The sequence below is a fragment of the Pseudoalteromonas sp. 1CM17D genome (assembly GCF_023161805.1).
GTDB lineage: Bacteria > Pseudomonadota > Gammaproteobacteria > Enterobacterales > Alteromonadaceae > Pseudoalteromonas > Pseudoalteromonas atlantica.
Genome location: NZ_JALNTP010000003.1, coordinates 14,605 through 37,614, shown reverse-complemented (window position 1 = coordinate 37,614; position 23,010 = coordinate 14,605). Strand labels below are relative to the sequence as shown.

The window sequence follows — 23,010 nt, the reverse complement described above, 5'->3', positions numbered from 1 at the left end:
TTATTCTCCGCTGTATTTTTTAGCTAAACCATCAACTAAGTGTTGATGTAAGCCATTAAAACCGCCATTGCTCATAATTAATATGTGCTGATTTGGCATGATATTTTCAAGCACAGTGTCAATAATCATTTGCGTACTATTAAAACACTGCATACCGGCATTATCGGCTTGCGCTTTAAGAGACCAATTTAGGTTGTCGGGCTCAAATAACAGCACGTCATCGGCATCACTTAACGAAGCAAGTAGCGTATGTTGGTGTACACCCATCTTCATGGTGTTTGAGCGAGGCTCTAAAATAGCAATAATTTTTTCATCACCCACTTTTGCACGCAACCCCGCAAGCGTGGTTTTAATGGCTGTTGGGTGGTGCGCAAAATCGTCATACACTTTAATGTTATTTATATCGGCTTTAAGCTCCATACGCCGTTTAGGGCTAATAAACTCTTCAAGCGCTGCAATGCTATGCTCAACGGCTATACCTACATGGCGCGCTGCCGCGATAGCCATAATGGCATTTTTAACATTATGCTCGCCTATTGCCTGCCAATTAACCGTGCCTTGAAGTTCATTGTTTAAAAGCACATTAAATTGGCTACCATCAGCGCTTAGCAAGTCATAATGCCAATCACCATTTAGGGTTTCACTTTCGCTCCAGAGCCCTTGCTTAATAACATCATCAAGTGCGACATCGTCTTTTGGCCAAATTACCTTGCCAGTATGAGGTAATGTACGCATTAAGTGATGAAATTGTTTTTTTATTGCGTTTAAATCGTCAAAAATATCAGCGTGGTCAAACTCAAGGTTATTTAAAATGAGCGTACGTGGTAAGTAATGCACAAATTTACTGCGCTTATCAAAAAAAGCGGTATCGTATTCATCTGCTTCTATTACAAAAAATGGGGTTTCGCCCACTTTGGCTGACACACCAAAGTTTTGAACTATACCACCAATTAAAAACCCAGGTTTTAAACCTGCATACTCTAAAATCCACGCCAGCATGCTTGCTGTGGTAGTTTTGCCATGTGTGCCTGCCACCGCAAGCACCCAAGCATTTTGCAATAGGTTATGTTTAAGCCACTCTGGCCCTGATGTATACGGCAAGCCTTTATCTAACACATATTCTACACAGGGGTTACCTCGGCTCATGGCATTACCAATAACCACCATATCTGGCTTTGGCTCTAACTGTTTTACGTCGTAACCTTGGGTTAGCTCAATGCCCAGCTGCTCAAGTTGAGTGCTCATCGGCGGGTAAACATTTTGATCAGAGCCAGTCACTTTATGGCCAAGCGATTTAGCAATAGCCGCTATACCGCCCATAAAGGTGCCGCAAATGCCTAATATATGAATATGCATAACTTTTTAAATCCTTTCGTACTTCGCACGTCTGTGAAGTTTAATGGCGCTATAATGCCAAATTTTAGGCTTCGTGACTATGCGCGTATCGTCAATTCACTGATGCTAAAACAGCGTTAATAAAATAAAAAAGCCCTCTTACCTAAGTAAGAGGGCTTGCTGGTAATAAGCTAAATTACAGCGTTAAAAATACAATTAAGCCTACGCCAAGTAAAAGTCTGTAAATTACAAACGGCAGCATGCCCATTCGTTCTATCACTTTTAAAAACATGAAAATACAGGCGTACGCCGATAAAAACGAGAGGACTACACCTAAAATTAATGTGCTCCAATCAACCACATGATCGCCTAAAGCCAGCTCTATCGTGTAGTAAAGGCCCATCATAGAAATAATAGGTATAGCGAGTAAAAATGAAAAACGCGCTGCGCTTTGTTTGTTCATGCCCAGCAATAAACCCGCTGTCATAGTAATGCCTGAGCGAGAGGTGCCAGGGATCATAGCCACCGCTTGAGCAAAGCCTATAAGCAGCGCTGTTTTCCAGTTAAGCTGATAAATTGTTTTCATTTGCTTACCTTTGGCATCGGCGTACCAAAGTAATAAACCAAAAATAATAGTCGTAGCAGCTATAACCCAGGCACTGCGCAGATACAGCTCAACAACGTCTTTTAGCAATAAGCCTAATAACGCAGCAGGTACAGTGCCCAGTATAATCCACCAGCCAAGTTTACTGTCGTCGGTGGTGCCTTGAGCGCCAAACGATTTAAACCAGGCGCTAAGAATATCAGCCACTTCTTTACGAAAATATATAACAACCGCTATTAACGTACCAACATGCACAGCCACATCAAAAGCAAGGCCTTGGTCTTCCCATCCCAAAATTTGCGAAGGTAAAATTAAGTGAGCTGAGCTCGAAATAGGTAAAAACTCAGTAAATCCTTGTATCAGGGCTAAAATAATTATTTCTAAAATACTCATGGGTTAGAAAACTCCACCTTCCATAGTTTTTGTTGAGGGTTGTTATACGCACTCCATAGCGCAGCAATAGTTTGCTTAGCAACGGGGTGATAAAAATTGGGGGCGACTTCACAAAGAGGCTGAAGTACAAAAGCGTTTTTGGTAATTTCATCGCGAGGTAATTGTGCAGGCGAGTCGCAAATAACGTCATCGTAAAAGAGCAGATCTAAATCTAATGTACGGGGGCTAAATTTTTTATCATCCGCTTTACGCCCGTTATCTCGCTCTATTTGTTTTAATAACTTACACACACGCTCAAGCGGCATTGATGTGGTAGCAGCCACCACCGAGTTATAAAAGTTATTACCTTTAAACCCTACTGCTTCACTTTCAAAAACAGATGAATGCACAATATCTGTAAAGTGTTGCTCAAGTGCATCAAGCGCACAGCGAATATAATGCGCTTTATTTATATTTGAGCCTAAGCTGATATAAATTTGCGCCATTTAGCTCATAGCCTTTGTGCGTGTTATTTCTACACCTACGGTGTTTGCTTGCGCTACAGCGGCCGGTTTGCTCACTCTAATTGTTACTTGTGGTGTATTAAATTCGGTTAATATAATAGTTGCTAGTTGCTCTACTAAGGTTTCAAGTAACTCAACCGGCTTAGCCGTAGTGTGCTCAATCACTCGCTCGCTTACTTTTGCATAATCGAGTGCTAAATTAATGTCATCATTTGCTGCTGCAGGCTTTATATCGCTGAGCATTTCAATATCAAAATAAAGGCTTTGTTTACTTTCTTTTTCAAAGTCGTACACTCCAATAATTGTGTCGACGTGTAGTTGAGATATAAAAACCTTATCCATTGATACTCCAAATAACTATAAACACTCTCTAAGCATACAATGCATTGATAAAATTAATACTGTATATGCTTTAAGCAGTGTTTAAATATGTAAAAATTACTTCTACAATAGCCAAATAGCTAGATTAACTGCAAAATACAGCAGTTAATAATTTTCACGATAAATTGTGCCGCCAATAATAGCGTAAAAGTGCTATCGATGGGTATAGCAATTAAAAAATAAGGGACTTTGTGTTAGCCATTTTACTGTTTGTTTTAGCCTACTTATTAGGGTCGATTTCATCGGCTATATTAGTGTCTCGGCTATTCAAACTGCCAGACCCTCGCAGCAGCGGTTCAAATAACCCAGGTGCCACCAATGTGTATCGTTTAGGTGGAGCCTTTCCTGCGTGCTTAGTATTAGTGTTTGATATTTTAAAAGGCACCATCCCCGTATGGGGGGCTTATTTTTTAGACCTAACGCCTTTAGCACTTGGTTTGGTCGCCGTTGCCGCGTGTTTAGGGCATATGTACCCACTATTTTTTAGCTTTAAAGGCGGAAAGGCGGTAGCCACTGCGTTTGGCTCTTTATTGCCGATTGGTTTATCGTTGGCGGGGCTGTTAATAAGTACCTGGATTATTGTGGTTGCTATTACGCGCTTTTCTTCATTAGGCGCTTTGGTCACGGTGTCGCTTGCTCCACTTTATACGTGGTTGATTAAACCGCTTTACACCCTACCGGTAACCTTTATTACTGTGCTAATTATATTTCGTCATCGCACCAATATTATTCGCCTTTTTAAAGGTGAGGAACCAAAAGTGGGCGCTAAAAAAGCACCCACTAATGAAAAAAATCAATAATTATTGATACTAAATGGCTTCTAAGCTGTCTATTGGCCAACGCGGTTTGGTTTTCATGTCGAGTGTGGCAAACTGGCCTGCTTTTAAGCGCTGCATACCAGCGTAGGCAATCATTGCGCCATTATCAGTACAAAACTCAGTACGTGGATAGTAAACCTGTCCTTTCATCCCTTGCATAACACGCTCAAGCTGTAAGCGCAGCTGTGTATTTGCACTTACTCCGCCGGCAATCACTAAACGTTTTATCCCAGTTTGTTTTAGAGCACGCTTACACTTAATAACCAATGTATCAATCACTGCTGTTTGAAACGCATGGGCGATATCTGCTTTGGTTTGTGCGTCATCATCATTTTCGCGAATCGCTATAGAAGCCGCTGTTTTTAAGCCACTAAAGCTAAAATCAAGGCCTGGCTTATCCGTCATAGGGCGTGGAAAAACAAACCGTTTTGCAACACCTTGCTCAGCCATTTTAGCTAGTCGAGGGCCGCCTGGGTAATCAAGCCCTAGCAGTTTAGCTGTTTTATCAAATGCTTCACCTGCGGCATCATCAACAGATTCACCCAATACTTCGTACTGGCCTATACCGGCTACTTTTACCATCATGGTATGGCCGCCCGACACTAGCAAAGCAATAAAGGGAAACTCAGGCACGTTTTCTTCAAGCATAGGAGCAAGTAAATGCCCTTCCATATGATGCACGGCAACAGCTGGAATATCCCAGCCATAGGCTAAAGAGCGGCCAATAGAGGTGCCTACTAATAACGCCCCGACTAAACCAGGGCCTGCGGTGTATGCAATGCCATCTAAATCTTCTGGGCCACAACTGGCTTGAGCAAACGCAGCGTCAATAAGTGGCAGGGTTTTACGAACGTGATCGCGCGATGCAAGCTCAGGTACAACACCGCCATAATCTGCATGTACTTTTACTTGGCTGTATAACTGGTGAGCCAATAAGCCTTTTTCATCATCGTAAATTGCAATACCGGTTTCATCACACGATGACTCAATGCCTAAAATTCGCACTTTACTTCTCCTGCCTTTATTTACTGCTTAACCTGCACTGTGGTTAAGAGATTTACACACATATTTAAAACTATTTAATTTTATCATTCTCTAGCTAAGGTTTTTACTAAGTTCAACGTAATAAACGCTAAAAATTGCTAGAGAGCAATTAACCACAGTTAATTAATTACAACTATAACGCCAAACCAATATTGGTTTGTCCATCTGCAACGGCCTGCTTTTTAAGTGCCTTAACGTTTTCTGAAGTCACTCGGCCCATATTTTCTACAAAGTCGATTAGCTCACTCAAAACTTCAATTTCGTATTGCATTAATGGGTGTTCTCGTACGGCTTTATTGTCAGCCACTTCACCTTCAACCGTCATTTGGTATTCAATAAAACGCGCCACTGTTGCTTGCGATATTTTACTAACGCTTATAAATTCTTGCTCGTCTTGCCCCATCAAGCCGTGCATTAGGCTCAAAAGCGACGTTGCAGCGTCTATTGCAGGGTAAGTACCAAACATATCAAAGTCGGCAAGTTCAGGTACATTTGGCTCAATTTTTTCTACTTGTTTTTCGAGATCTATTTTACTTTTTGGTAGTAATATTTTTTCCCAGCAAACATTTAACGCACTGCGTAATAAGGCTTCATCACCAAAACCGGTGGCTTCACTAAATAAACCATAATTAGGTAACATACGCTCAATTAAAGCACTTGCTAACACCGCTTTTTGTAAGTAGTTTAGCTCTCTAATACGTTGAAAGTTATTCGCTTTTGTCATTTCTTAACGTCTCACATGACCAACAAAAATCAAATGTTGATCCATTATGCTCATTACAGTTAGGGCATACCCAATCTGGAGCGGATTGTTTTACTTGTTGGTAGTTTACCAATATTTCGCGCGCGTGGCGCTCTTTTATCGAATAAACCTGCACACGTACTTGGGTTTGTTCAAATGGGATTTCGCCTAAGGCGCCTTGAAGCATTTCACCTTGAATTTGGCACTCAATTCCCGCGCTTAATAACAGCCCTTTGATTATATTTGCCTCTAATGTGTTATCTGCTTTGTAAAGCGTTACCCACTGAAAAGCTTGCTGAGTATTATGAGTATTAATATTTTGCAATTATCACCTCAATTATTTTGTGTTTACAATATCCTACGATACTCTACTAAAGTGTATAGCAGGTAACTTTTTTAGGATAAAACAATGACACTTACTACCCCAGGTTTACTTTTTCCAGCAATCTCACTGTTGCTGCTTGCTTACACAAACCGCTTTTTAGTACTAGCGCAATTAATCCGAGAATTAAATTCACGAGAAGGTGAGTCTATTCGCCCCGTTGTTGTGGCTCAAATAACAAACTTAAGAAAGCGCATTAAGCTAATACGTACCATGCAAGTGTATGGTGTGGCGTCTTTTTTATTGTGTACGCTATCAATGTTTGCCTTATTTATAGAATTTAACACTACAGGCATTATTTTGTTTGGGGTGAGCTTAGCGTGCTTAAGCCTTTCGTTATTAACATCGTTATTTGAAATTCATATTTCGTGCGATGCCATAGAAATAGAGCTACAAAGTATTGAAGACAAACCCCTAAGTAACCGCATTACTAAAAACTTTACTAACAAAAGTAGTAAGCCTTAGCGGCTTATTTTTCTAAATTCTTAAACAAGAATAAAGCGATGGCATAACCTAAAACTATAAGCGTTTATGCCTCACTTCATTACAAATCACTACGTAGGATTTTCCTATAGCCTTTTTTCTGGCATACTTTTTTATTAATTAATGCTAAATTATGTCTAAAGTATTACTTTTAAAAGCATCAAAGCGCCTAAGTCATTGTATTTAGCCTTACTTGCTAACATAGCTTAGTTTTAAATAGAGTAATAAATCACTATAAATAAGCCTAATTGGTAATACTTTTAAATGCGTCTTCTCTTTAAATAATACTAAAAGAGGGATATGCTGAGGCAAATATGTCATAAATTTGCAAACACAGTTACATATTAGGCTTCGCTTTTTGAAAGCTCGAATCTAATATTATTGATGTTCGCGACACACGCGACTTACTTATAAAAAGGGACTATAAAGTGAGATTTGAACAGTTAGAACAATTTGTAGCGCTTGGTGTGTTACGCCACTTCAGACAAGCAGCCGAACAAACTCAAATTAGTACATCAGCGCTAACGCGCAGCATTCAAACCCTAGAAGACGAAATGGGGTACGAACTGGTGAAACGCTCAACACGTTCAGTAAAGTTAACACCCGAAGGCGAGCTATTTCTTGATTACGCCAAAAACACCCTTGCCGAACTTGAGCATACAAAAAAACGAATTTCTCAATCGGTTAACGGCAATACTGACGAAAAGTTAGTCATCGGCTATACCAACAAAGCCAGCAGTGTAGTACCTATCTCATGCGGGCAATTTTTAGCACAATACCCCCATGTTAAAATAGAAATGCAATTGCAAGAGCAGCACGAACTTGCACGCAAACTGCAAGAGGGCGAGATTGATATCAGTGTTTATTCGCAGGCAATTAACAGCATCGGCAGCGACATACACCTGCCAGACCAACTGGTATTGTTTGTTTCTAAACATCATCCGTTAGCAAATAAAAGCGATATCAGCAAACACGATTTAGATAGCTACCCTATGTACGGCTGTTTTTCTCAGTCTAAACAAGTACAAAGCATGCTTAACGAAGCCATCGATATGCTCAACAAATCGGCTAGCATTAAGGTAGGCAGCATTGAGCAAGTAATGTCAGGGCTGGTTAAATCAGATCACTTTGCTATTGCAAGTATTGAACACGCGAGCACTCTTGCAGAGCACACAGAGCTTGTACAGCTAAAAACAAATAAAGACTTAAGTCACGAACAACTTGTTATACAAACAAGCCAACAAGCAGCAGTTGGCGAACACATTGACCATTTATTATCTCTTATCAAAAAAGCATCTACGACTATTACTTAAGCCAAGATAAAAATAGCATACCGCATTGCCCTTAAACCTTTTAAGGGCAACCAATTTAGATAGCCCTTACTGATTTACTCTTCTTGTTACCAAAACCTGCAGCACAGCTGCTTAACCTAAAAAGCCCTTTTAGTTTTTATACTTACGCGTTAGGTTTTTATTTGCTTAAGTAGCGGAGCACAAACCACTAGCTATTAAATTTTTTTAGGCTACACTGTCGCACCTTTTTTAATCAACAGACATAAATGAACACACTTTTTAGTTCTGATGTTTATTTAGATGCAATAGAAACCCATGGTTATGTTGTTATACCTAACGCACTTATTAGCGAGCTAGTAGAGAGTTTAATCACCGATTGCCACCGTATTAACCCGCATTTTAGCGCTGCAGGTATTGGCCGTTTAAATGACTTACAAATAGATAAAACCATTCGTAAAGATAAAACCTATTGGTTTGATGGCAGCTCACAAGCACAGCTAACTTATCAAGCAATAATGGAAAGTATAAAAACCACACTTAATCGACAGTTTTTTATGGGCTTATTTGATTATGAGTGCCACTACGCTAAATACACCCAAGGCGACTTTTATAAAAAGCATTTTGATGCATTTAAAGGGCGATCTAACCGCGTATTTACAACAATCCTTTATTTAAATACGCCCGAGCAAGGTGGCGAGCTTGTTATATACAAACCAAAAAGTAAGCAAATAGAGATAATAATTAAACCCACCGCGGGGACACTCGTTATGTTTGAAAGCGAGCGTTTTGCGCACGAGGTATTACCTGCCATTAATGAGCGCTACTCTATTGCTGGCTGGTTTAGAAAGAACGCCTCAATAAGTGGAGTAATTGACCCGCCACGATAAAACCAACATAGCCACAACAACTAGTGGCTATGCTGAGGTTAAATTAATAGCGTTGAGATGAAATTAACGCGCAAATACAAATGACAAGAACAAGCCAACAAAAATAGCTAATCCAACATAGTGATTATTTAAAAACGCTTTAAAACATGAATCACGCGCACGTTTATGAATAAGCACTTGCTGATAAATAAGTAACCCAGCGGCAGTACATAAACCTGCAACAAACGCCAAGCCTAGCTGGTTAATTAAGCCAATAAGCGCCAACAACGCTATAAAATTAGCGTTTAATAAAAATATAATATGGCGGTCGTATTTACCAAATAAAATAGCAGTAGATTTAACCCCTATTTTTAAATCATCATCTCTGTCGACCATGGCATACATAGTGTCGTACGCTACCGTCCAACAAATATTTGCAACAAATAACAGCCACGCCTGCAGCGGTAATGAGTCAACTGATGCCATATATGCCATAGGTATTGCCCAACCAAATGCTGCGCCTAAGACTACCTGCGGAAGATGTGTATAGCGTTTCATAAAGGGGTAGCAAAATGCCAGTGCCAACGCCCCAAATGACAATAAAATAGTGTTGATGCTAAGTAGTAATACCAATACAAAAGCAATGGCTATCAGTAATATAAATAAACTCAGTGCTTCACCTGCACTTACTTGTCCGGTGGCCAAAGGCCGCCCTGCTGTACGCTTAACTGAGCCGTCTATTTTTCTATCTGCAAAATCGTTAATAACGCAGCCAGCACTGCGCATAACAATTACGCCTAAGGTAAATACAATAAAGTTAACTAGGCTTGGCATACCAGCGTTTGCAAGCCATAGAGCCCAATAAGTAGGCCACAGTAATAGTAATGTACCGATAGGTTTGTCAATGCGCATGAGCTGAATATAAAAAGGGCTATGCTGTAATTGCAAAGGGGCTAATTTCATGAGTACAAATAGGCTCCGGGTAAAAATACTTCGCACACTAAAAAGTGATAATCATTAATAGAAAACACACTACGACGACCTAATAAAGGGTGCGTAGTTAAATTCAACTCTTTAACAAGTGACTGCAGCGCATGTTCTGAGTCAAAGCGCCCTACTTCAATATTACTTCGGGTAAGTTCAGGGTGCTGAAAAATAACATCACCTAAAGGGCGCGCGCCCATATTATGCAGTGTTGTTTGCGTTTGTGTACTGGGCAGCCAACTTTGGGCATACACCATGGGTGTATTGTCACACAATAAAAGCACCTCGCGATTAAGTGCTTTATTTGTATTTGAGCCAAGTAGTTGTTGCTGTGCATCGCTTAGGGTAAAAGTTTGCTCATTAAGCACTTTTACACTAAAACTTTGTGCATTACTTTTTAATTTAGCGGTTAATGAATGTGGCTCAAATAGCCACTCTTGCTCTAACGCAGATAAGTTATTTACCAAAGAAGCACATTGCCAATTGGCAGATATAGAAAGCGGAAATGTAATCACAATAGCTCAATAAAATAAAAACCGAGACGATGATAACATTGCCAAAGCATTTGAAAAAGTGATGTTTTACTGCCGATAAATAATTGCAGGAGCTGTTTATTAGGCGCTATTAAGTATAAACTATTTGTATTAAGAAAATGGAAACACACTAAAGATGAAAAAAATAGTATACGCAGGTTTTTTAGCACTGACCCTAAACTGTTTTAGCTTTTCGGCAAAAGCGGAATCGACAGTGGGCTATTTTGGTTTTGAGCCAGACATAATTACCAATTACATAGGCGCTTCAAGTAAAAAAATGGGCTATGTACGCGTGACTATAGATTTAATGCTTAGCAATAATGCAGATATTGCTATTGTAGAGCATCATACCCCGCTTTTACGCGATGCGTTAGTAGAAATACTATCTAAAGAACCTGAAGAAAAAATAAAGTCGCTTACTGGGCGTGAAGAAATTAGAGCAAAGTGTGCCGAAAAATTAAAAAGCCTGCTAAAAGAAGAAACAGGCCAAGAGATTATTCGTGAAGTATTATTTACTAAGTATTTATACCACTAAGCTTACGCTTTTTTAGCATTAAATAAATTAGCGGTTACGGCATAAGCCATGCCGCTTAAAAGCCCACCTAAATGCGCCCAATTAGCCATACCAACAAACAACACATCAGCAAAACCGAGTACCAGCCAAATTAACATAAAGCCAATAATGGCAGTGCTTACTAGCGCAGGTTGCTTAGGATTTAAATAGCTGTGAATCCAACAAAAACCCAATAAACCATACACAACACCACTTAAACCACCAAAGTTAGGCCCCACAATTAAAAACTGAGCCCAGTTACTAATAAGTGCAGTAACCACAAATAGCCCAACTAAGCTCAGCTTGCCGCATTGCTTTTCAATATTATCACCTAACGACATCCACCAAATTAGGTTAAATACAATGTGCATTGCGCTAAAATGAACAAGTGCTGGCGTTAACCAGTTAAGTGGTTGGCTCGGGTTAAACTGCAAAGCAGTATAAATTTGCTCAAAGCCACCCAATAAAAATGCAAAGTAAATAGCAACGCTTACAATACTTACGGTTTTATTTAGCCAGCTTAGTGCTTTAAAGCGCGCCACTAAATTAAGCGATTGTCCTTGATACGTTAAGCCAGATTGTGTACTGCCCACATCCCAAGAGGCTTGTTGATAACGCTCATGATTGGGGTTTTGTACAAATTCAGCCCACAAAGGTTGCACTTGATGAAAGTGCTCGCCCGCGACACAAATAATAACATTACTGCCATCAGCACTGCGCAGTTGCCCTTCTAAGCCTTGGCTTTTTAAATAATCTATAAAGCCCTGTGCGGCACGAGGATTATTTAAACTACCTAGCTCAATCATCGTTCCACTTTCTCGCTGTAAGCCGCTTCCCAAGCTGTAAAGCCACCATCCATGCTATATACATCTTCAAAGCCCTGCTCTACTAAATAACTAGCCGCACCTTGTGAGCTCATGCCGTGGTAGCAAACAATAATAATAGGCTGATCGAACTCTTTTTCCATCATAAACTGAGCTATATTGGCATTTGAAAGCGCTTCAGAGCCAGGAATATGCCCTGCTTGGTACGAATTAGGATCGCGTATATCTGCGATCACTACATCTTCTTTATCAAGTAGTTCGTGCGTTTGTGCTATAGATATATGTTTAAATGCCATTGAAATCTCTTTTAAAAATATAATAAAAAGGCGGCTTAAGCCGCCTCTGTATGCAAACTTTAAACTATTCCCAGTTTAAAATTACTTTACCAGATTGACCTGAAATCATCATATCAAAGCCAGCTTGGTAGTCATCTACCGAATATTGATGCGTAATAATAGGGTCTAAATTAAGGCCTGATTGAATCAAGCTTGCCATTTTGTACCACGTTTCGAACATCTCGCGACCATATATACCTTTGATCACTAAGCCTTTAAATATAACTTTATTCCAATCTACGGCCATATCTGATGGCGGAATACCCAGCATGGCAATTTTGCCACCATGGTTCATGTTATTTAACATAGAATTAAAGGCGCTTGGCACACCTGACATTTCAAGGCCAATATCAAAGCCTTCAGTCATACCTAGCTCATTCATTACATCTTCAAGTTTATCATTCGCAACGTTTACGGCACGTGTAGCGCCCATTTTACGCGCAAGCTCTAAACGGTATTCGTTAACATCGGTAATCACAACATGGCGAGCACCCACATGCTTAGCAACGGCCGCCGCCATAATACCAATTGGTCCTGCCCCTGTAATAAGCACATCTTCACCCACTAAATCAAACGATAAAGCGGTGTGCACAGCATTACCAAACGGGTCAAAAATAGACGCAAGCTCGTCAGAAATATTGTCAGGAATTTTAAACGCATTAAAGGCCGGAATAACTAAATATTCTGCAAATGCGCCTTCGCGGTTAACGCCCACACCGGTTGTATTTCGGCACAAGTGCACACGACCAGCACGACAGTTACGACAATGCCCACACGTAATATGTCCCTCGCCAGATACGCGGTCACCTACTGCAAAGCCACGTACTTCTTGGCCCATATCAACCACTTCACCCACGTACTCATGGCCTACAACCATAGGGGTCGGAATGGTTTTTTGTGACCACTCATCCCATTTATAAATATGAACGTCGGTGCCACAAATCGCGGTTTTACGAATTTTAATGAGTAGATCGTTATGCCCTACTTCAGGCTTGGGTACGTCGGTCATCCAGATGCCGGTTTCGGCTTTTAATTTTGATAAAGCTTTCATAGTTAACACTCAACTAAAAAACCGAAGCAATACTTCGGTTTATAAAAAATTAAATAACGCCCATTTCTTTACCAATACGGGTAAAGGCAGCAATTGCGGTGTCTAGTTGTTCAATACTGTGCGCAGCAGAAATTTGTGTACGAATACGCGCTTGGCCTTTTGGCACAACAGGGAACGAAAAGCCGGTTACATAAATGCCTTCAGCGAGTAGTTTATCCGCCATTAATGAAGCAACTTTAGCATCGCCAAGCATTACAGGAATAATGGCATGATCTTTACCCGCACACGTAAAGCCAGCGGCTTCCATTTGCTCACGGAAATATTTAGCATTTGACCAAAGTTTAGCGCGTAACTCGCCACCATTTTCAAGCATTTCGAGTACTTTAATTGATGCAGTTACAATTGAAGGCGCTAATGAGTTTGAGAATAAGTAAGGGCGCGAACGCTGACGTAGCCATTCAACAATTTCTTTTTTACCTGATGTATAACCGCCTGATGCACCGCCCAGAGCTTTGCCTAGCGTGCCGGTAATAATATCTACACGGTCAAGCACATTACAGTACTCAGGCGTGCCTTTACCGTTTTCGCCAACAAAGCCTACCGCATGTGAGTCATCAACCATCACTAATGCATCATACTTATCAGCAAGGTCACACACAGCTTCAAGGTTACAAATTACGCCATCCATCGAAAACACGCCATCGGTGGCAATTAACTTTGTTTTAGCACCCGCTTCATCAGCTGCAATAAGTTGCTTTTCAAGATCCTCCATATCGTTATTAGCATAACGAAAACGCTTAGCTTTACATAAGCGTACGCCATCAATAATTGATGCGTGATTTAGAGAATCAGAAATAATAGCATCTTCAGCGCCTAAAATAGTTTCAAATAGGCCCGTGTTAGCATCAAAACAAGACGAGTATAAAATTGTATCTTCGGTTTCTAAAAACGCGCTAATTTTTTGCTCTAGTGTTTTATGAATATCTTGCGTGCCACAAATAAAACGTACTGAAGCAACACCAAAGCCATGGTCATCTAAACCACCTTGCGCTGCTTTAATTAGCTCAGGGCTATTTGCTAAGCCTAAGTAATTGTTAGCACAAAAATTAATAACTTTATCGCCAGATGCAACTTCTATTTGAGCTTGTTGCTGCGAGGTAATAATACGCTCACTTTTATACAAACCTTGCGCTTTAACGTCTTCAATTTGCTCTTGTAGTTGGCTAAAAAAAGCAGATGCTCTCATCTGTAGTCTCCAATTAAATGAACGGGTAAACAACAACATTAAAGCCACTGTTTATGTTGAGGTGTATTGTAAAAGTTTAACAAGTAAAATGCACTGTTTGCAGCTCGTCGCTAATACAGGTAATGGCAGCAATACTTAACACTTTAGTTGCGAAAATATAAACGCACTTTATACCAAATAGTGTGCTGGTAAATCGTTAATAGAGTCAATCACTAAATCGGCGTATTGTTTTGCGGTTTCGTCAAATTGTTGGCCAGAGCGAACTAGCACTCGCGTGCTAATAGCCGCTTTTTGTGCCGCTTGCATATCGCTAAGCTTATCACCCACCATAACACTGCTCGAAGGGTCAATATTATGCTCTTGCATAGCTTGTAACAGCATACCTGGATCTGGCTTTCTGCACTGGCACTGTTTTAAATATTGCGCCATCGCTTTTTTGGGATGGTGCGGGCAAAAATACACATCTGTAATTTTAATATTGTGCTTACTAAATTGTGTTTTCATCCACTGAGTTAAAGCTAAAAAGTCATCTTCAGTGTAGTAACCTCGCCCTATTCCTGATTGATTAGTCACTATGATAATTTTATAACCTGCATCATAAAATGCTTTACAGGTACTAAACACACCGTCTATAAATTCAAATTTTTCACTTTGATACACATAGCCATGATCAATATTTACCACGCCATCTCGGTCTAAAAAAAGTGCTTTGTTTTTTTCTGTTACACTCATTTTATAGACTCTTTTTGTACCACATGATCAAACATAGTTTTAACACTGTCTACGCTTATTTGGCTCATAAGGTCATCTCCCTTAACGCGCGTACCCCAAGGCAATTGTTGAGCTGTTTTACCCGTTTGCTTTAGCAGGTTTTGATGATACACCTCAACTACGTAGTCTTGATATAAATAAGGCCCTGTACGTGCAGGATTAGAATGCGCATATAAACCAATAACCGGCGTACCTACCGTTACCGCCATATGTGCTGGGCCGGTATCGGGGGCTAAAACTAAATCAGCGCGCTTAAGTACACATAGCAGCTCTTTAAGTTTTGTTTTACCGACTAAGTTTAAAATAGTGCAGTGACTGTGTTTTATAATTTGATTAGCTAAATTAATCTCAAGCTCAGTTGGGCCGCCCGTTAGTACCACGTTAAAGCCTTGCTCATGCGCGTAATCAGCAAGGGCAGCGTAGCGCTCAGGCAACCAGTTTCGCTGTGCTTTACTGGCCGCTGGCGATATTACCAATAACTTATTTGCCAAATGCGCAGGCCCTAATAGCTCATCTGCTTTGTTCTCATCCGCTAAGGTGTAAGGCATATCCCAGGTAGGTGAATAGTCTTTAACTCCAATGGCACCCGCAAAGCCTTTAAACCCCTCTAGCACATGCGCTTCTTTTTGTGGGGCTATTCGTTTATTTATAAACAAGCTATGTAATTCTTTTGAACGTGCCCAATCAAAGCCTATTTTTACTTTAGCCGGAATACAACGTGCAACAAAGCCAGCTCTTAATGCGACTTGCATATTAAGCAGCACATCAAACTGCTGCCCTTTAAAAGAATGTGTTAACTTTTTAAGTGCATCCTTACCTTGTTTTTTATCAAAAACCACCAGCTCAACCCCAGGTAAATCGGCAAGTAACATGGCTTCTATTTTACCCATTACCCACGTTATTTTTGCATTGGGGTGTGCTTTTTGAATGGCTTGTACAGCACTAACGGCATGACACACATCACCAATGGCAGAGAGTCTTAAAATACAAATTGAGGAGTAATTAGGCACTTGAGTCACGCGTTCCACTTTGGCTTTAAATAATAGACTGCGATCTTAAATTATACTCGCACTAATGCAAGCACTTATGCTGCGCTATAAAACACGTTAATATACACGCATTATTGAATTATTTTAACGAGCTATGTTTAAAACACTAACGCAAGGTAAGCACACTATTTTAAGCCACCCAGATTATTTTAACGAGGTTGATTTAAACTGGTTCAATGCAGATTATTGGCAACAGCAAAATAAAATAGTCGGTGCTAAAAAAGGCCGCGCCACAGCCTGGTTTTTTAAACACGATAGTTTAACCGCTGTACTTAGGCACTATTGGCGTGGCGGTTTAGTTGGCAAGTTGTTAAGCGATCAGTACCTCTACCCTGGACTTAAAAACACCCGTGTGTATAAAGAGTTCAGCTTAATGATAAGGCTTATTGAGCTTGGCTTAAATGTGCCAAAACCCATTGCCGCTAAGGTAACAACCATAGGCTTAATTTATCGTGGCGATATAATTACAGAGGCTGTAAAAGGGGCTAAAAGCCTGCTCGATATTTTAATTGAACGCCCACTAACAGAAAATGAGCTCAAGCGCATTGCCAATACTGTTGCGCTGTTTCACTCAAAAGGTGTGTACCACGCCGATTTGAATATAAATAATATTTTATTTAATGAAACGGGCGAGGTTTATATTATCGACTTTGATCGCGGCGAAATAAAACCACCTAACAATCAATGGCAACAAAGTAATATGGCACGTTTAGAGCGCTCATTTTTAAAAGAGCAAGGACGTAACAACGCTTTTTATTGGCAAAGCAATGACTGGCAAACTTTATTGGCTATTTATAAAGGGCAATTAACCACACAAAGCTAGGTATTGCTTAGCAACCTGTTCAGCCGTTACCTTTTGTAAAATATCGGCATTATCTACATTAGGCTTAGTGTTTAAAACCAGCTCAATTTTAGCCGCTAGCTCATCGCTATGCCCTACAGGCGCTAAATATTTAGCCAAGTCGTTTGTTAAAATTTCGCTCGGCCCAAACGTACAGTTAGTACTTACTACAGGCGTGCCAACAGCTAATGCTTCAATTAACACTGTAGGGAGCCCTTCAAAATCAGAGCTTAATACTAATGCCTCAGCCTGCTTAATCCAGTTATACGGATTTTGTTCAAACCCTGGCACTATAAGTTGTTTCTCAATACCATACGTTTTTGCAAGCTTAAATGCTTTGCTAGGCTTATTGCATAAAAGGACTAATTTGTATTTTTTATCAAGCTTTGCAAATGCCGCAAATAAAATATCGTGGCGCTTTTGTTTAGCTAATCGCCCTACATGAATAACATACGGCGATTGTGGAATTTGCGTATTAACCTCATTTGAGAGCCGCTTTATATCCACTAAATTAAAGGGATTATAAATAGTTGTGATGGCGCTTGGGCTAATTAAACGCCCTTGGGTAATTTCTTGCTCTACCCCTTTAGACACGCACACCAAGGATTTTCCGTTTAAGTTTTGCTTTGACTTTTTAAGATAGTGATAAGAAAACGGGCCTAACTTTTTTTGCCTCGCCAGCTCTGCATTAACAGAGTTATGCATAACAAAGTGAACATTTTTAATTTGGCTTTTAGCCAATAAGTTATTGCTTCTATCTAAATTGCTAAGCACTAAATCTATGGGGCCAATTTGTTTTTGTTTGTTATTAAACCACGCCTCTAGCTTTGCTATACTTTTATTTATTTTCCAAAAGCGATCCACTTTAGTGGCTTTATCACTGAATAAACTTTCAACCTTTATATTCGCAGGGATCGTGTATTCATATTTATTAGCCAACGATAAAATAGTAACGCTATGCGTTTTTACTAGCTGCTGAGCAAGGGTTAGCATCACTTTTTCGGCGCCGCCACCCGCTAACGAGTCTATTACAATCACTATATTCATCTATCGGCAACCATCAGCATGCTTTTAACCCCTTGCGTTATTTCTTCATAGCTATGGGCGCTTTCAAGCAAAGAATATTTTTCTAGTAGCTGGTTAAAATGCGGCTCTATTAGTAAAGCACTGACTTTATTTACTATGTCTTCAATCTCAAAGTTTGCTTTAATTACCACGCCAGTTGTGGCGCAACTTGCTAGGCGCTGTGTTTGATCTTTTGATATAGCGCATGCCACAGCAGGCGTTTTAACAGCAATCGCCTGCAATAGGGTGTCGCCAGCACTTAACAACGCAAATTTAGCTTGCTCCATAAGCGACAAAAACTCACTATTTTCCAACGTATCCAAATTTATAACAGTATTTGATGCTGGCAACGCTTTATCATAATTAGGGCCAAATACCACCACCGCCTTTAACCCTGTTTGCAATGAAATTTGCTCTGCGGCGGCAAAAAATACATCTGCACAGTTTTGATTATCTAGTACATGACCGCCAGAGCCTGCACTCACAATAAAGTAGCTTTGTTCATCAAGCTGATATTTTTTTAACACCTGTTTGGTATCGCACGCTGATGAAAATGCTATGTAAGGGCCCACATTTTTAGGCATAGCCAAAGAAAACATATCTATTTTAGCTTTTTCAGCCCAGCTAAGCGGTTCAATGCAGTAATCGGGCTGTACCACCCAATGGCTATCAATTAGGTTGATACGATTAAGTTTTAAACCTTTCGCTCGCTTTTTCGCATGCTGAGAAATAAACACCACTTTGGCACCCACTTTTTTTGCAGCTTTCATGTGAGCAGCGCGCCCTGCACAATCAAATATTACAATGTCAGGTTTAAAATCGGCTATAACTTCACACACTTTATCGCGCTCTTTAGTCGCAGAGCGCTCAAGCAAGGTGGTATCATATGGGCAGTTTTTAGCGTAGTTCGTGTGTTTATTTAAAACAAAATGGATAGTAAGTGAACCTAGACATTCACTTTCAAGGCTTTGGGCTAGCAACAACGAGCGCATGTATTCACCTATTCCTTGTGGCGATGATACGGGTATAAATAAAAGTCGTTTGTTGCTCATTGCATTCTCTATTTCCTATTTGCGCAGCAGTATATCAATCCCATTGTTTTTACGATAGCTAGGTTACATTTTTATACACAAATTTAACGCCCTAAAATAGATTATTTACTGCAATAGCCATGTTAGATTGGTAAACTTAGCCGCAATCTTAATCACAAGGATCTGAACTTTGCGAAACAGAATCTTTCTACTTTCTTCTCTTTTTTGCGCTATGAGCGCATCAGTAACAGCAGAGCCCTGGGTAAAGCCAGACGATTACGGTCTACGAGCCGACATTCAACAACTGGCCGATGCCGGTGTTATTTTAGCGCCTGTAACCACCTACCCGCTAATGTGGAAAAGCTTTATTGGCGAGCTAGAATCGAGCAAGCTTGAACTTTTATCTCCCAGCCTGCAAGATGCACTGCTTCGTGTAAAACATCGTTATAAGTCAGAAAACAGTAGCTCGCACAGTGTACAACTCTCAGCGTTTGCCGCATCAGACCCAATTATAGCCACCAGCTTTGGGGCAACCAACACACAAGAATCTGAGCTTTCTGCGGCCTACGCCTACCTTGGCGATAACTTTGCGGCGAAGGTAGCCATTAATTACCGTAACGATGGTAAGCAATGCTTAGTTGATGGCAAAACAACCGATGATATAGCCACTAACGAACAAGCACTTGAAGATTGTAACGATACCTCATTTGACGATAGCTACTTAGCCTACCGCTTGGGCAATTGGATTTTTAGAGCCGGTGCCGTAGAGCAGTTTTGGGGCCCAGGTGTTGATAACAGTTTAATTATGTCGGGTAATGCAAAGCCACTGCCGGCACTAAGTGTAACCCGTGAACAAAGCACAGCGTTTGAAACGCCTTGGTTAAGTTGGCTTGGGCAATGGAGCTTTACCGCGCAAATGGCAAAGTTAGAATCGACCCGTGTTATTCCTGATGCGCTGCTTTGGAGCAGCCGTGTTAACTTTCGCCCGATGCAACAGCTTGAAATTGCTTTAAGTTGGTCTGCGCAGTGGGCCGGTGAAGGCCAACCAAGCTCAGCAGGTGATTTTATTGATGTTATTACTGGGCAAACTAATTGTATTGATGGCAATGAAAGTTGTGATAGCTCACTGGAGTCTAAAATTGGTAATCAGCTTGCAGGCATAGATGTGCGTTGGTCTGACACTTTATTTAGTCACCCCTATGCAATCTACGCAAGTACAATTGGCGAAGATGCCAGCTCGCAATTCAAACCAGCCGACAGAGCGTACTTATTTGGCGTACAAACTACGCAGCGCATTTACAATCAAAATGTGCTCGTTAACGTTGAATACATAGACACAGGTGTATCGTGCTCGGCCGAATCAACCAATGAAAACTGCTACTATGAACACTCCGATTATAAATCAGGCTATCGTTACCACGGCCGCACTATTGGCTCAACTTTTGATAACGATGCGCAGTCAGTGGTATTAACACTTTTAGGTCAGCTTTCAAATGGCGATGACTGGCAAGTAAAACTACGTAGTGTGGATTACAACAGCGATAATCGCGACCGTTACCCTAGCAACCCCGATTTAGGTAATACAATTACCAAAACCGGTTATAACTCAAAACAAGTTGAGCTACGCTACAGGCAGCTGGCTATGGGTGGGCGCTTAACGCTCGGCGCTTTTGCATCAAACAACGATGGCGCAGAAAACGACACATCAGCGTTTGCTAAGTACGAATATAATTTTTAAACCGTATATTTAAAATATAGTATTTTAAAGCCAGCTATTTATAACAAAAAAAGGGTTGAAAACGCAGTTTTCAACCCTTTTTTATTTAATCAGCAAATATTACTGCTTTATTTTGCTAATCACCTTAGAGGTTGAACAACCATCTAAAAATGTCAGCACTTCTACTTTGCCGCCATGGCGTAGCACATGATCGGCGCCAGCTATTTGCTCTACGGTGTAATCACCACCTTTAACTAAAATATCGGGGCTTATTTGCTCGATTAATTTAGCGGGAGTGTCGTTTTCGTCCGCGCTGCCAAAGGGAATTACCCAATCTACAGAGGCAAGTGCACTTAATACCATTGCGCGCTCATCAAGTGGATTTATAGGGCGCTCAGGGCCTTTTAAACGCGTAATTGAATCATCATTATTTAAACCAACAACGAGCCTATCTCCACGCGCTTTGGCTTGGGCTAAATAGCGTACGTGGCCTGCGTGTAAAATATCAAAACAGCCATTGGTAAACACTATCGTTTCGCCATTTTGTTTCGCAAACTCAATGTGTTGCAATACATCGTCAAACGGAGTTTGGTAGTGCTCGCCATTGATGTGCAGGTATTGGCCAAGCTTTTGGCTAAGCTCTTCTGGTGAAACCGTTGCCGCACCCAACTTACTTACTACAATGCCTGCGGCTAAATTAGCAATTTCTACCGCATCTTTAGGCTCCATACCTGCCCCGAGCATCACCGCAAGCGTGGCTATAACAGTATCGCCTGCGCCAGTTACATCACTTACTTCTAGCTGCTGCGCTGCAAAGTCGTGTTTTTCATCGGCATTAATTAATGACATACCTTGCTCAGAGCGTGTAAGTAGCATAGCTTTAATACCATTTTTACTAATTAGCTCACGCGCGCTTTGTGCTAATATTTCTTCAGAGCCTGTTTTACCCCCAGCCAAATTAAATTCATGTAAATTAGGGGTAATGTAGTCTGCGCCTTCGTATAAGTGTAAATCGGGCGATTTAGGATCTATAAGTACAGTTTTACCCGCTGCTTTAGCAACGCTAACCATTTCTTTAATCAAGCTCAGCGAACCTTTGCTGTAATCAGAAAATACCACAAAGTCGTAATCATCAAGCACCAGCTCTAAACGGTTTAATAACAACTGGCTATGCTGCTCGCTAAAGGTCTCTTCTAAATCTAGGCGCACAAGTTGTTGATGGCGGCTAATTACACGCATTTTAGAAATAGTGGGTAAATCGCATACACTAACAAGCTGTGAATGTATTTTTTCACCCTTTAAAATAGTTTCTAAGATTTGCCCGCTTTCATCTTCACCAATTAAACCAAGTAAGCCCACTTTGGCATCAAGCCTAGCAATGTTTTTTGCAACATTTGCAGCGCCCCCCGCTTTATCTTCAAACTTGCTTACTTTAACAACGGGTACTGGAGCCTCAGGCGAAATACGCCCTGTATCGCCATACCAGTATCGGTCTAGCATGACATCGCCGACAACTAAAATACGCGCTTTAGATAAGTTTTTTAATAGCGATAAATCCATTACTGCTGCTCCGCAACAACCATATCGATAGCTTCACATAACCAGTGGCCAATAAACATATGTGCCTCTTGGATACGGGCTGTTTCATCATTTTTTATAATAATGGGCAATTTAGCAATGTCTTTTACTTTACCGCCCTCGCGTCCGGTTAAGGCAACCGTAAACGCGCCAATTTTGTTAGCCGCTTCAAGTGCTAAATTAATATTGGCGCTGGTGCCTGAGGTTGTTAAACCAATCACTAAATCTTCTGGTTTACATAAAGCCTGAACTTGACGTTCAAATACCGTATCAAAGTGGTAGTCGTTACTGTGTGCAGTTAATATTGAGGTATCTGTGGTCAGCGCCATAGAGGCAAGTGGGCCACGCTCTAACTTATAACGCACAACAAATTCGGCTGCTAAATGCTGTGCATCGGCAGCACTGCCGCCGTTGCCAAACCAAATAACCTTACCACCAGCTTGCAATGCACTGTGGCACGCTTCTAATAATTGCATAGACTCTTGATGATAAGCCTCCATCGTTTCAAATAAGGCTTGATGACGGTTTAAACTTTCAACGTAGCTTGTTGCCACAGAATCGATAATTGACATGAAAAATTCCTCTAGGA

Annotated in this window: 26 protein-coding genes; 7 read left to right on the top strand and 19 right to left on the bottom strand. The window is 40.7% G+C overall.

The annotated features are described in order from the left end of the window. The 4 genes from mpl to folB all read right to left on the bottom strand — a co-directional run bounded on the left by mpl (position 1) and on the right by folB (position 3,177). Positions 1–1,356, bottom strand: a complete 1,356-nt coding sequence (gene mpl, locus MSC25_RS06720; RefSeq protein ID WP_029773577.1) for a UDP-N-acetylmuramate:L-alanyl-gamma-D-glutamyl-meso-diaminopimelate ligase — start codon at positions 1,354–1,356, stop codon at positions 1–3. A gap of 175 nt (positions 1,357–1,531) precedes the next feature. After that, the gene (locus MSC25_RS06715; protein WP_004588544.1) at positions 1,532–2,332 is read right to left on the bottom strand and encodes an undecaprenyl-diphosphate phosphatase; all 801 of its coding nucleotides are present in this window, start codon (positions 2,330–2,332) and stop codon (positions 1,532–1,534) included. Further along, positions 2,329–2,817: a 2-amino-4-hydroxy-6-hydroxymethyldihydropteridine diphosphokinase gene (gene folK / locus MSC25_RS06710; protein WP_055252923.1), complete on the bottom strand. Its 489-nt coding sequence runs from the start codon at positions 2,815–2,817 to the stop codon at positions 2,329–2,331. Before folK ends, MSC25_RS06715 begins: the two co-directional genes overlap by 4 nt. Then, on the bottom strand, positions 2,818–3,177 hold the full coding sequence (gene folB / locus MSC25_RS06705; protein WP_004588546.1) for a dihydroneopterin aldolase: 360 nt from the start codon (positions 3,175–3,177) through the stop codon (positions 2,818–2,820). A gap of 230 nt (positions 3,178–3,407) precedes the next feature. Here folB and plsY point away from each other — a divergent pair, with 230 nt between their 5' ends. Beyond that, on the top strand, positions 3,408–4,016 hold the full coding sequence (plsY, locus tag MSC25_RS06700) for a glycerol-3-phosphate 1-O-acyltransferase PlsY (RefSeq protein WP_024034349.1): 609 nt from the start codon (positions 3,408–3,410) through the stop codon (positions 4,014–4,016). A gap of 9 nt (positions 4,017–4,025) precedes the next feature. Here plsY and tsaD read toward each other — a convergent pair whose 3' ends face one another. From tsaD to MSC25_RS06685, 3 genes are all read right to left on the bottom strand, one after another. Then, positions 4,026–5,039, bottom strand: coding sequence for a tRNA (adenosine(37)-N6)-threonylcarbamoyltransferase complex transferase subunit TsaD (tsaD, locus tag MSC25_RS06695; RefSeq protein ID WP_248442934.1), 1,014 nt, complete (start codon positions 5,037–5,039; stop codon positions 4,026–4,028). Positions 5,040–5,211: 172 nt separating this feature from the next. Further along, positions 5,212–5,802, bottom strand: a complete 591-nt coding sequence (locus tag MSC25_RS06690; protein ID WP_004588549.1) for a YjaG family protein — start codon at positions 5,800–5,802, stop codon at positions 5,212–5,214. Further along, positions 5,786–6,145 carry a DUF2007 domain-containing protein gene (locus tag MSC25_RS06685; protein ID WP_248442933.1) on the bottom strand — a complete coding sequence of 120 codons (360 nt, stop codon included), beginning with the start codon at positions 6,143–6,145 and terminating at the stop codon, positions 5,786–5,788. The genes MSC25_RS06690 and MSC25_RS06685 overlap by 17 nt, the downstream gene beginning before the upstream one ends. Before the next feature lie 84 nt (positions 6,146–6,229). On the opposite strand from MSC25_RS06685, the gene MSC25_RS06680 reads away from it, so the two are divergent. From MSC25_RS06680 to MSC25_RS06670, 3 genes are all read left to right on the top strand, one after another. Further along, entirely contained in the window at positions 6,230–6,667 is a 438-nt protein-coding gene (locus tag MSC25_RS06680) for a DUF2721 domain-containing protein (protein ID WP_029773572.1), read from the top strand. Positions 6,668–7,113: 446 nt separating this feature from the next. Then, complete coding sequence (locus MSC25_RS06675) at positions 7,114–7,998, top strand: LysR family transcriptional regulator (protein ID WP_004588552.1); 885 nt, start codon at positions 7,114–7,116, stop codon at positions 7,996–7,998. Positions 7,999–8,243: 245 nt separating this feature from the next. Further along, a complete protein-coding gene (locus tag MSC25_RS06670; RefSeq protein WP_138611054.1) occupies positions 8,244–8,864 on the top strand; it encodes a 2OG-Fe(II) oxygenase in 621 nt (206 codons plus the stop codon). A gap of 63 nt (positions 8,865–8,927) precedes the next feature. Here the strand turns inward: MSC25_RS06670 and ubiA are convergent, their stop codons facing one another. Both ubiA and MSC25_RS06660 read right to left on the bottom strand, forming a co-directional pair. Beyond that, complete coding sequence (gene ubiA, locus MSC25_RS06665; protein ID WP_248442932.1) at positions 8,928–9,806, bottom strand: 4-hydroxybenzoate octaprenyltransferase; 879 nt, start codon at positions 9,804–9,806, stop codon at positions 8,928–8,930. After that, entirely contained in the window at positions 9,803–10,342 is a 540-nt protein-coding gene (locus MSC25_RS06660; RefSeq protein WP_029773569.1) for a chorismate lyase, read from the bottom strand. The genes ubiA and MSC25_RS06660 overlap by 4 nt, the downstream gene beginning before the upstream one ends. Positions 10,343–10,496: 154 nt before the next feature. On the opposite strand from MSC25_RS06660, the gene MSC25_RS06655 reads away from it, so the two are divergent. Next, on the top strand, positions 10,497–10,895 hold the full coding sequence (locus MSC25_RS06655; protein WP_248442931.1) for a flagellar basal body-associated protein FliL: 399 nt from the start codon (positions 10,497–10,499) through the stop codon (positions 10,893–10,895). A gap of 2 nt (positions 10,896–10,897) precedes the next feature. On the opposite strand, the gene glpG is transcribed toward MSC25_RS06655, so the two are convergent. From glpG to MSC25_RS06625, 6 genes are all read right to left on the bottom strand, one after another. Further along, a complete protein-coding gene (gene glpG / locus MSC25_RS06650; protein WP_004588557.1) occupies positions 10,898–11,719 on the bottom strand; it encodes a rhomboid family intramembrane serine protease GlpG in 822 nt (273 codons plus the stop codon). After that, positions 11,716–12,033: a thiosulfate sulfurtransferase GlpE gene (gene glpE, locus MSC25_RS06645; RefSeq protein ID WP_004588558.1), complete on the bottom strand. Its 318-nt coding sequence runs from the start codon at positions 12,031–12,033 to the stop codon at positions 11,716–11,718. Before glpE ends, glpG begins: the two co-directional genes overlap by 4 nt. 64 nt (positions 12,034–12,097) lie before the next feature. Next, positions 12,098–13,123, bottom strand: a complete 1,026-nt coding sequence (gene tdh / locus MSC25_RS06640) for an L-threonine 3-dehydrogenase (RefSeq protein ID WP_248442930.1) — start codon at positions 13,121–13,123, stop codon at positions 12,098–12,100. 49 nt (positions 13,124–13,172) lie between these two features. After that, positions 13,173–14,369, bottom strand: coding sequence for a glycine C-acetyltransferase (locus MSC25_RS06635; RefSeq protein WP_024034359.1), 1,197 nt, complete (start codon positions 14,367–14,369; stop codon positions 13,173–13,175). A gap of 168 nt (positions 14,370–14,537) precedes the next feature. Then, positions 14,538–15,101 (bottom strand): D-glycero-beta-D-manno-heptose 1,7-bisphosphate 7-phosphatase, encoded by a 564-nt coding sequence (gene gmhB, locus MSC25_RS06630; protein ID WP_248442929.1) that lies wholly within the window; start codon positions 15,099–15,101, stop codon positions 14,538–14,540. Next, positions 15,098–16,159, bottom strand: a complete 1,062-nt coding sequence (locus tag MSC25_RS06625) for a glycosyltransferase family 9 protein (protein WP_248442928.1) — start codon at positions 16,157–16,159, stop codon at positions 15,098–15,100. The genes gmhB and MSC25_RS06625 overlap by 4 nt, the downstream gene beginning before the upstream one ends. A 124-nt stretch (positions 16,160–16,283) precedes the next feature. Between MSC25_RS06625 and MSC25_RS06620 the strand changes: the two genes are divergently transcribed. Then, positions 16,284–17,012: a 3-deoxy-D-manno-octulosonic acid kinase gene (locus MSC25_RS06620; RefSeq protein ID WP_248442927.1), complete on the top strand. Its 729-nt coding sequence runs from the start codon at positions 16,284–16,286 to the stop codon at positions 17,010–17,012. Here the strand turns inward: MSC25_RS06620 and MSC25_RS06615 are convergent. Then, positions 16,995–18,077, bottom strand: a complete 1,083-nt coding sequence (locus tag MSC25_RS06615; RefSeq protein WP_248442926.1) for a glycosyltransferase — start codon at positions 18,075–18,077, stop codon at positions 16,995–16,997. The two genes, MSC25_RS06620 and MSC25_RS06615, sit on opposite strands and share 18 nt — an antisense overlap. Further along, on the bottom strand, positions 18,074–19,147 hold the full coding sequence (locus MSC25_RS06610; RefSeq protein ID WP_248442925.1) for a glycosyltransferase family 1 protein: 1,074 nt from the start codon (positions 19,145–19,147) through the stop codon (positions 18,074–18,076). Before MSC25_RS06610 ends, MSC25_RS06615 begins: the two co-directional genes overlap by 4 nt. A gap of 211 nt (positions 19,148–19,358) precedes the next feature. On the opposite strand from MSC25_RS06610, the gene MSC25_RS06605 reads away from it, so the two are divergent. Beyond that, complete coding sequence (locus tag MSC25_RS06605) at positions 19,359–20,864, top strand: capsule assembly Wzi family protein (protein WP_248443200.1); 1,506 nt, start codon at positions 19,359–19,361, stop codon at positions 20,862–20,864. Positions 20,865–20,963: 99 nt separating this feature from the next. Here the strand turns inward: MSC25_RS06605 and hldE are convergent, their stop codons facing one another. Together hldE and MSC25_RS06595 are read right to left on the bottom strand one after the other, a co-directional pair. Further along, a complete protein-coding gene (gene hldE / locus MSC25_RS06600; protein ID WP_096740045.1) occupies positions 20,964–22,403 on the bottom strand; it encodes a bifunctional D-glycero-beta-D-manno-heptose-7-phosphate kinase/D-glycero-beta-D-manno-heptose 1-phosphate adenylyltransferase HldE in 1,440 nt (479 codons plus the stop codon). Next, on the bottom strand, positions 22,403–22,993 hold the full coding sequence (locus MSC25_RS06595; RefSeq protein WP_004588568.1) for an SIS domain-containing protein: 591 nt from the start codon (positions 22,991–22,993) through the stop codon (positions 22,403–22,405). The genes hldE and MSC25_RS06595 overlap by 1 nt, the downstream gene beginning before the upstream one ends. Between the last annotated feature and the right edge of the window lie 17 nt (positions 22,994–23,010).

What these genes read in the sequence shown, in the direction of transcription:
- folK (WP_055252923.1), bottom strand. Translation starts at nt 2,817, where the DNA reads ATGGCGCAAATTTATATCAGCTTAGGCTCAAATATAAATAAAGCGCAT.
- tdh (WP_248442930.1), bottom strand. Translation starts at nt 13,123, where the DNA reads ATGAAAGCTTTATCAAAATTAAAAGCCGAAACCGGCATCTGGATGACC.
- mpl (WP_029773577.1), bottom strand. Translation starts at nt 1,356, where the DNA reads ATGCATATTCATATATTAGGCATTTGCGGCACCTTTATGGGCGGTATA.
- MSC25_RS06715 (WP_004588544.1), bottom strand. Translation starts at nt 2,332, where the DNA reads ATGAGTATTTTAGAAATAATTATTTTAGCCCTGATACAAGGATTTACT.
- MSC25_RS06690 (WP_004588549.1), bottom strand. Translation starts at nt 5,802, where the DNA reads ATGACAAAAGCGAATAACTTTCAACGTATTAGAGAGCTAAACTACTTA.
- gmhB (WP_248442929.1), bottom strand. Translation starts at nt 15,101, where the DNA reads ATGAGTGTAACAGAAAAAAACAAAGCACTTTTTTTAGACCGAGATGGC.
- MSC25_RS06615 (WP_248442926.1), bottom strand. Translation starts at nt 18,077, where the DNA reads ATGAATATAGTGATTGTAATAGACTCGTTAGCGGGTGGCGGCGCCGAA.
- MSC25_RS06595 (WP_004588568.1), bottom strand. Translation starts at nt 22,993, where the DNA reads ATGTCAATTATCGATTCTGTGGCAACAAGCTACGTTGAAAGTTTAAAC.
- MSC25_RS06620 (WP_248442927.1), top strand. Translation starts at nt 16,284, where the DNA reads ATGTTTAAAACACTAACGCAAGGTAAGCACACTATTTTAAGCCACCCA.
- MSC25_RS06610 (WP_248442925.1), bottom strand. Translation starts at nt 19,147, where the DNA reads ATGAGCAACAAACGACTTTTATTTATACCCGTATCATCGCCACAAGGA.
- MSC25_RS06655 (WP_248442931.1), top strand. Translation starts at nt 10,497, where the DNA reads ATGAAAAAAATAGTATACGCAGGTTTTTTAGCACTGACCCTAAACTGT.
- MSC25_RS06680 (WP_029773572.1), top strand. Translation starts at nt 6,230, where the DNA reads ATGACACTTACTACCCCAGGTTTACTTTTTCCAGCAATCTCACTGTTG.
- hldE (WP_096740045.1), bottom strand. Translation starts at nt 22,403, where the DNA reads ATGGATTTATCGCTATTAAAAAACTTATCTAAAGCGCGTATTTTAGTT.
- glpG (WP_004588557.1), bottom strand. Translation starts at nt 11,719, where the DNA reads ATGATTGAGCTAGGTAGTTTAAATAATCCTCGTGCCGCACAGGGCTTT.
- ubiA (WP_248442932.1), bottom strand. Translation starts at nt 9,806, where the DNA reads ATGAAATTAGCCCCTTTGCAATTACAGCATAGCCCTTTTTATATTCAG.
- glpE (WP_004588558.1), bottom strand. Translation starts at nt 12,033, where the DNA reads ATGGCATTTAAACATATATCTATAGCACAAACGCACGAACTACTTGAT.
- MSC25_RS06605 (WP_248443200.1), top strand. Translation starts at nt 19,359, where the DNA reads ATGAGCGCATCAGTAACAGCAGAGCCCTGGGTAAAGCCAGACGATTAC.
- MSC25_RS06670 (WP_138611054.1), top strand. Translation starts at nt 8,244, where the DNA reads ATGAACACACTTTTTAGTTCTGATGTTTATTTAGATGCAATAGAAACC.
- folB (WP_004588546.1), bottom strand. Translation starts at nt 3,177, where the DNA reads ATGGATAAGGTTTTTATATCTCAACTACACGTCGACACAATTATTGGA.
- MSC25_RS06635 (WP_024034359.1), bottom strand. Translation starts at nt 14,369, where the DNA reads ATGAGAGCATCTGCTTTTTTTAGCCAACTACAAGAGCAAATTGAAGAC.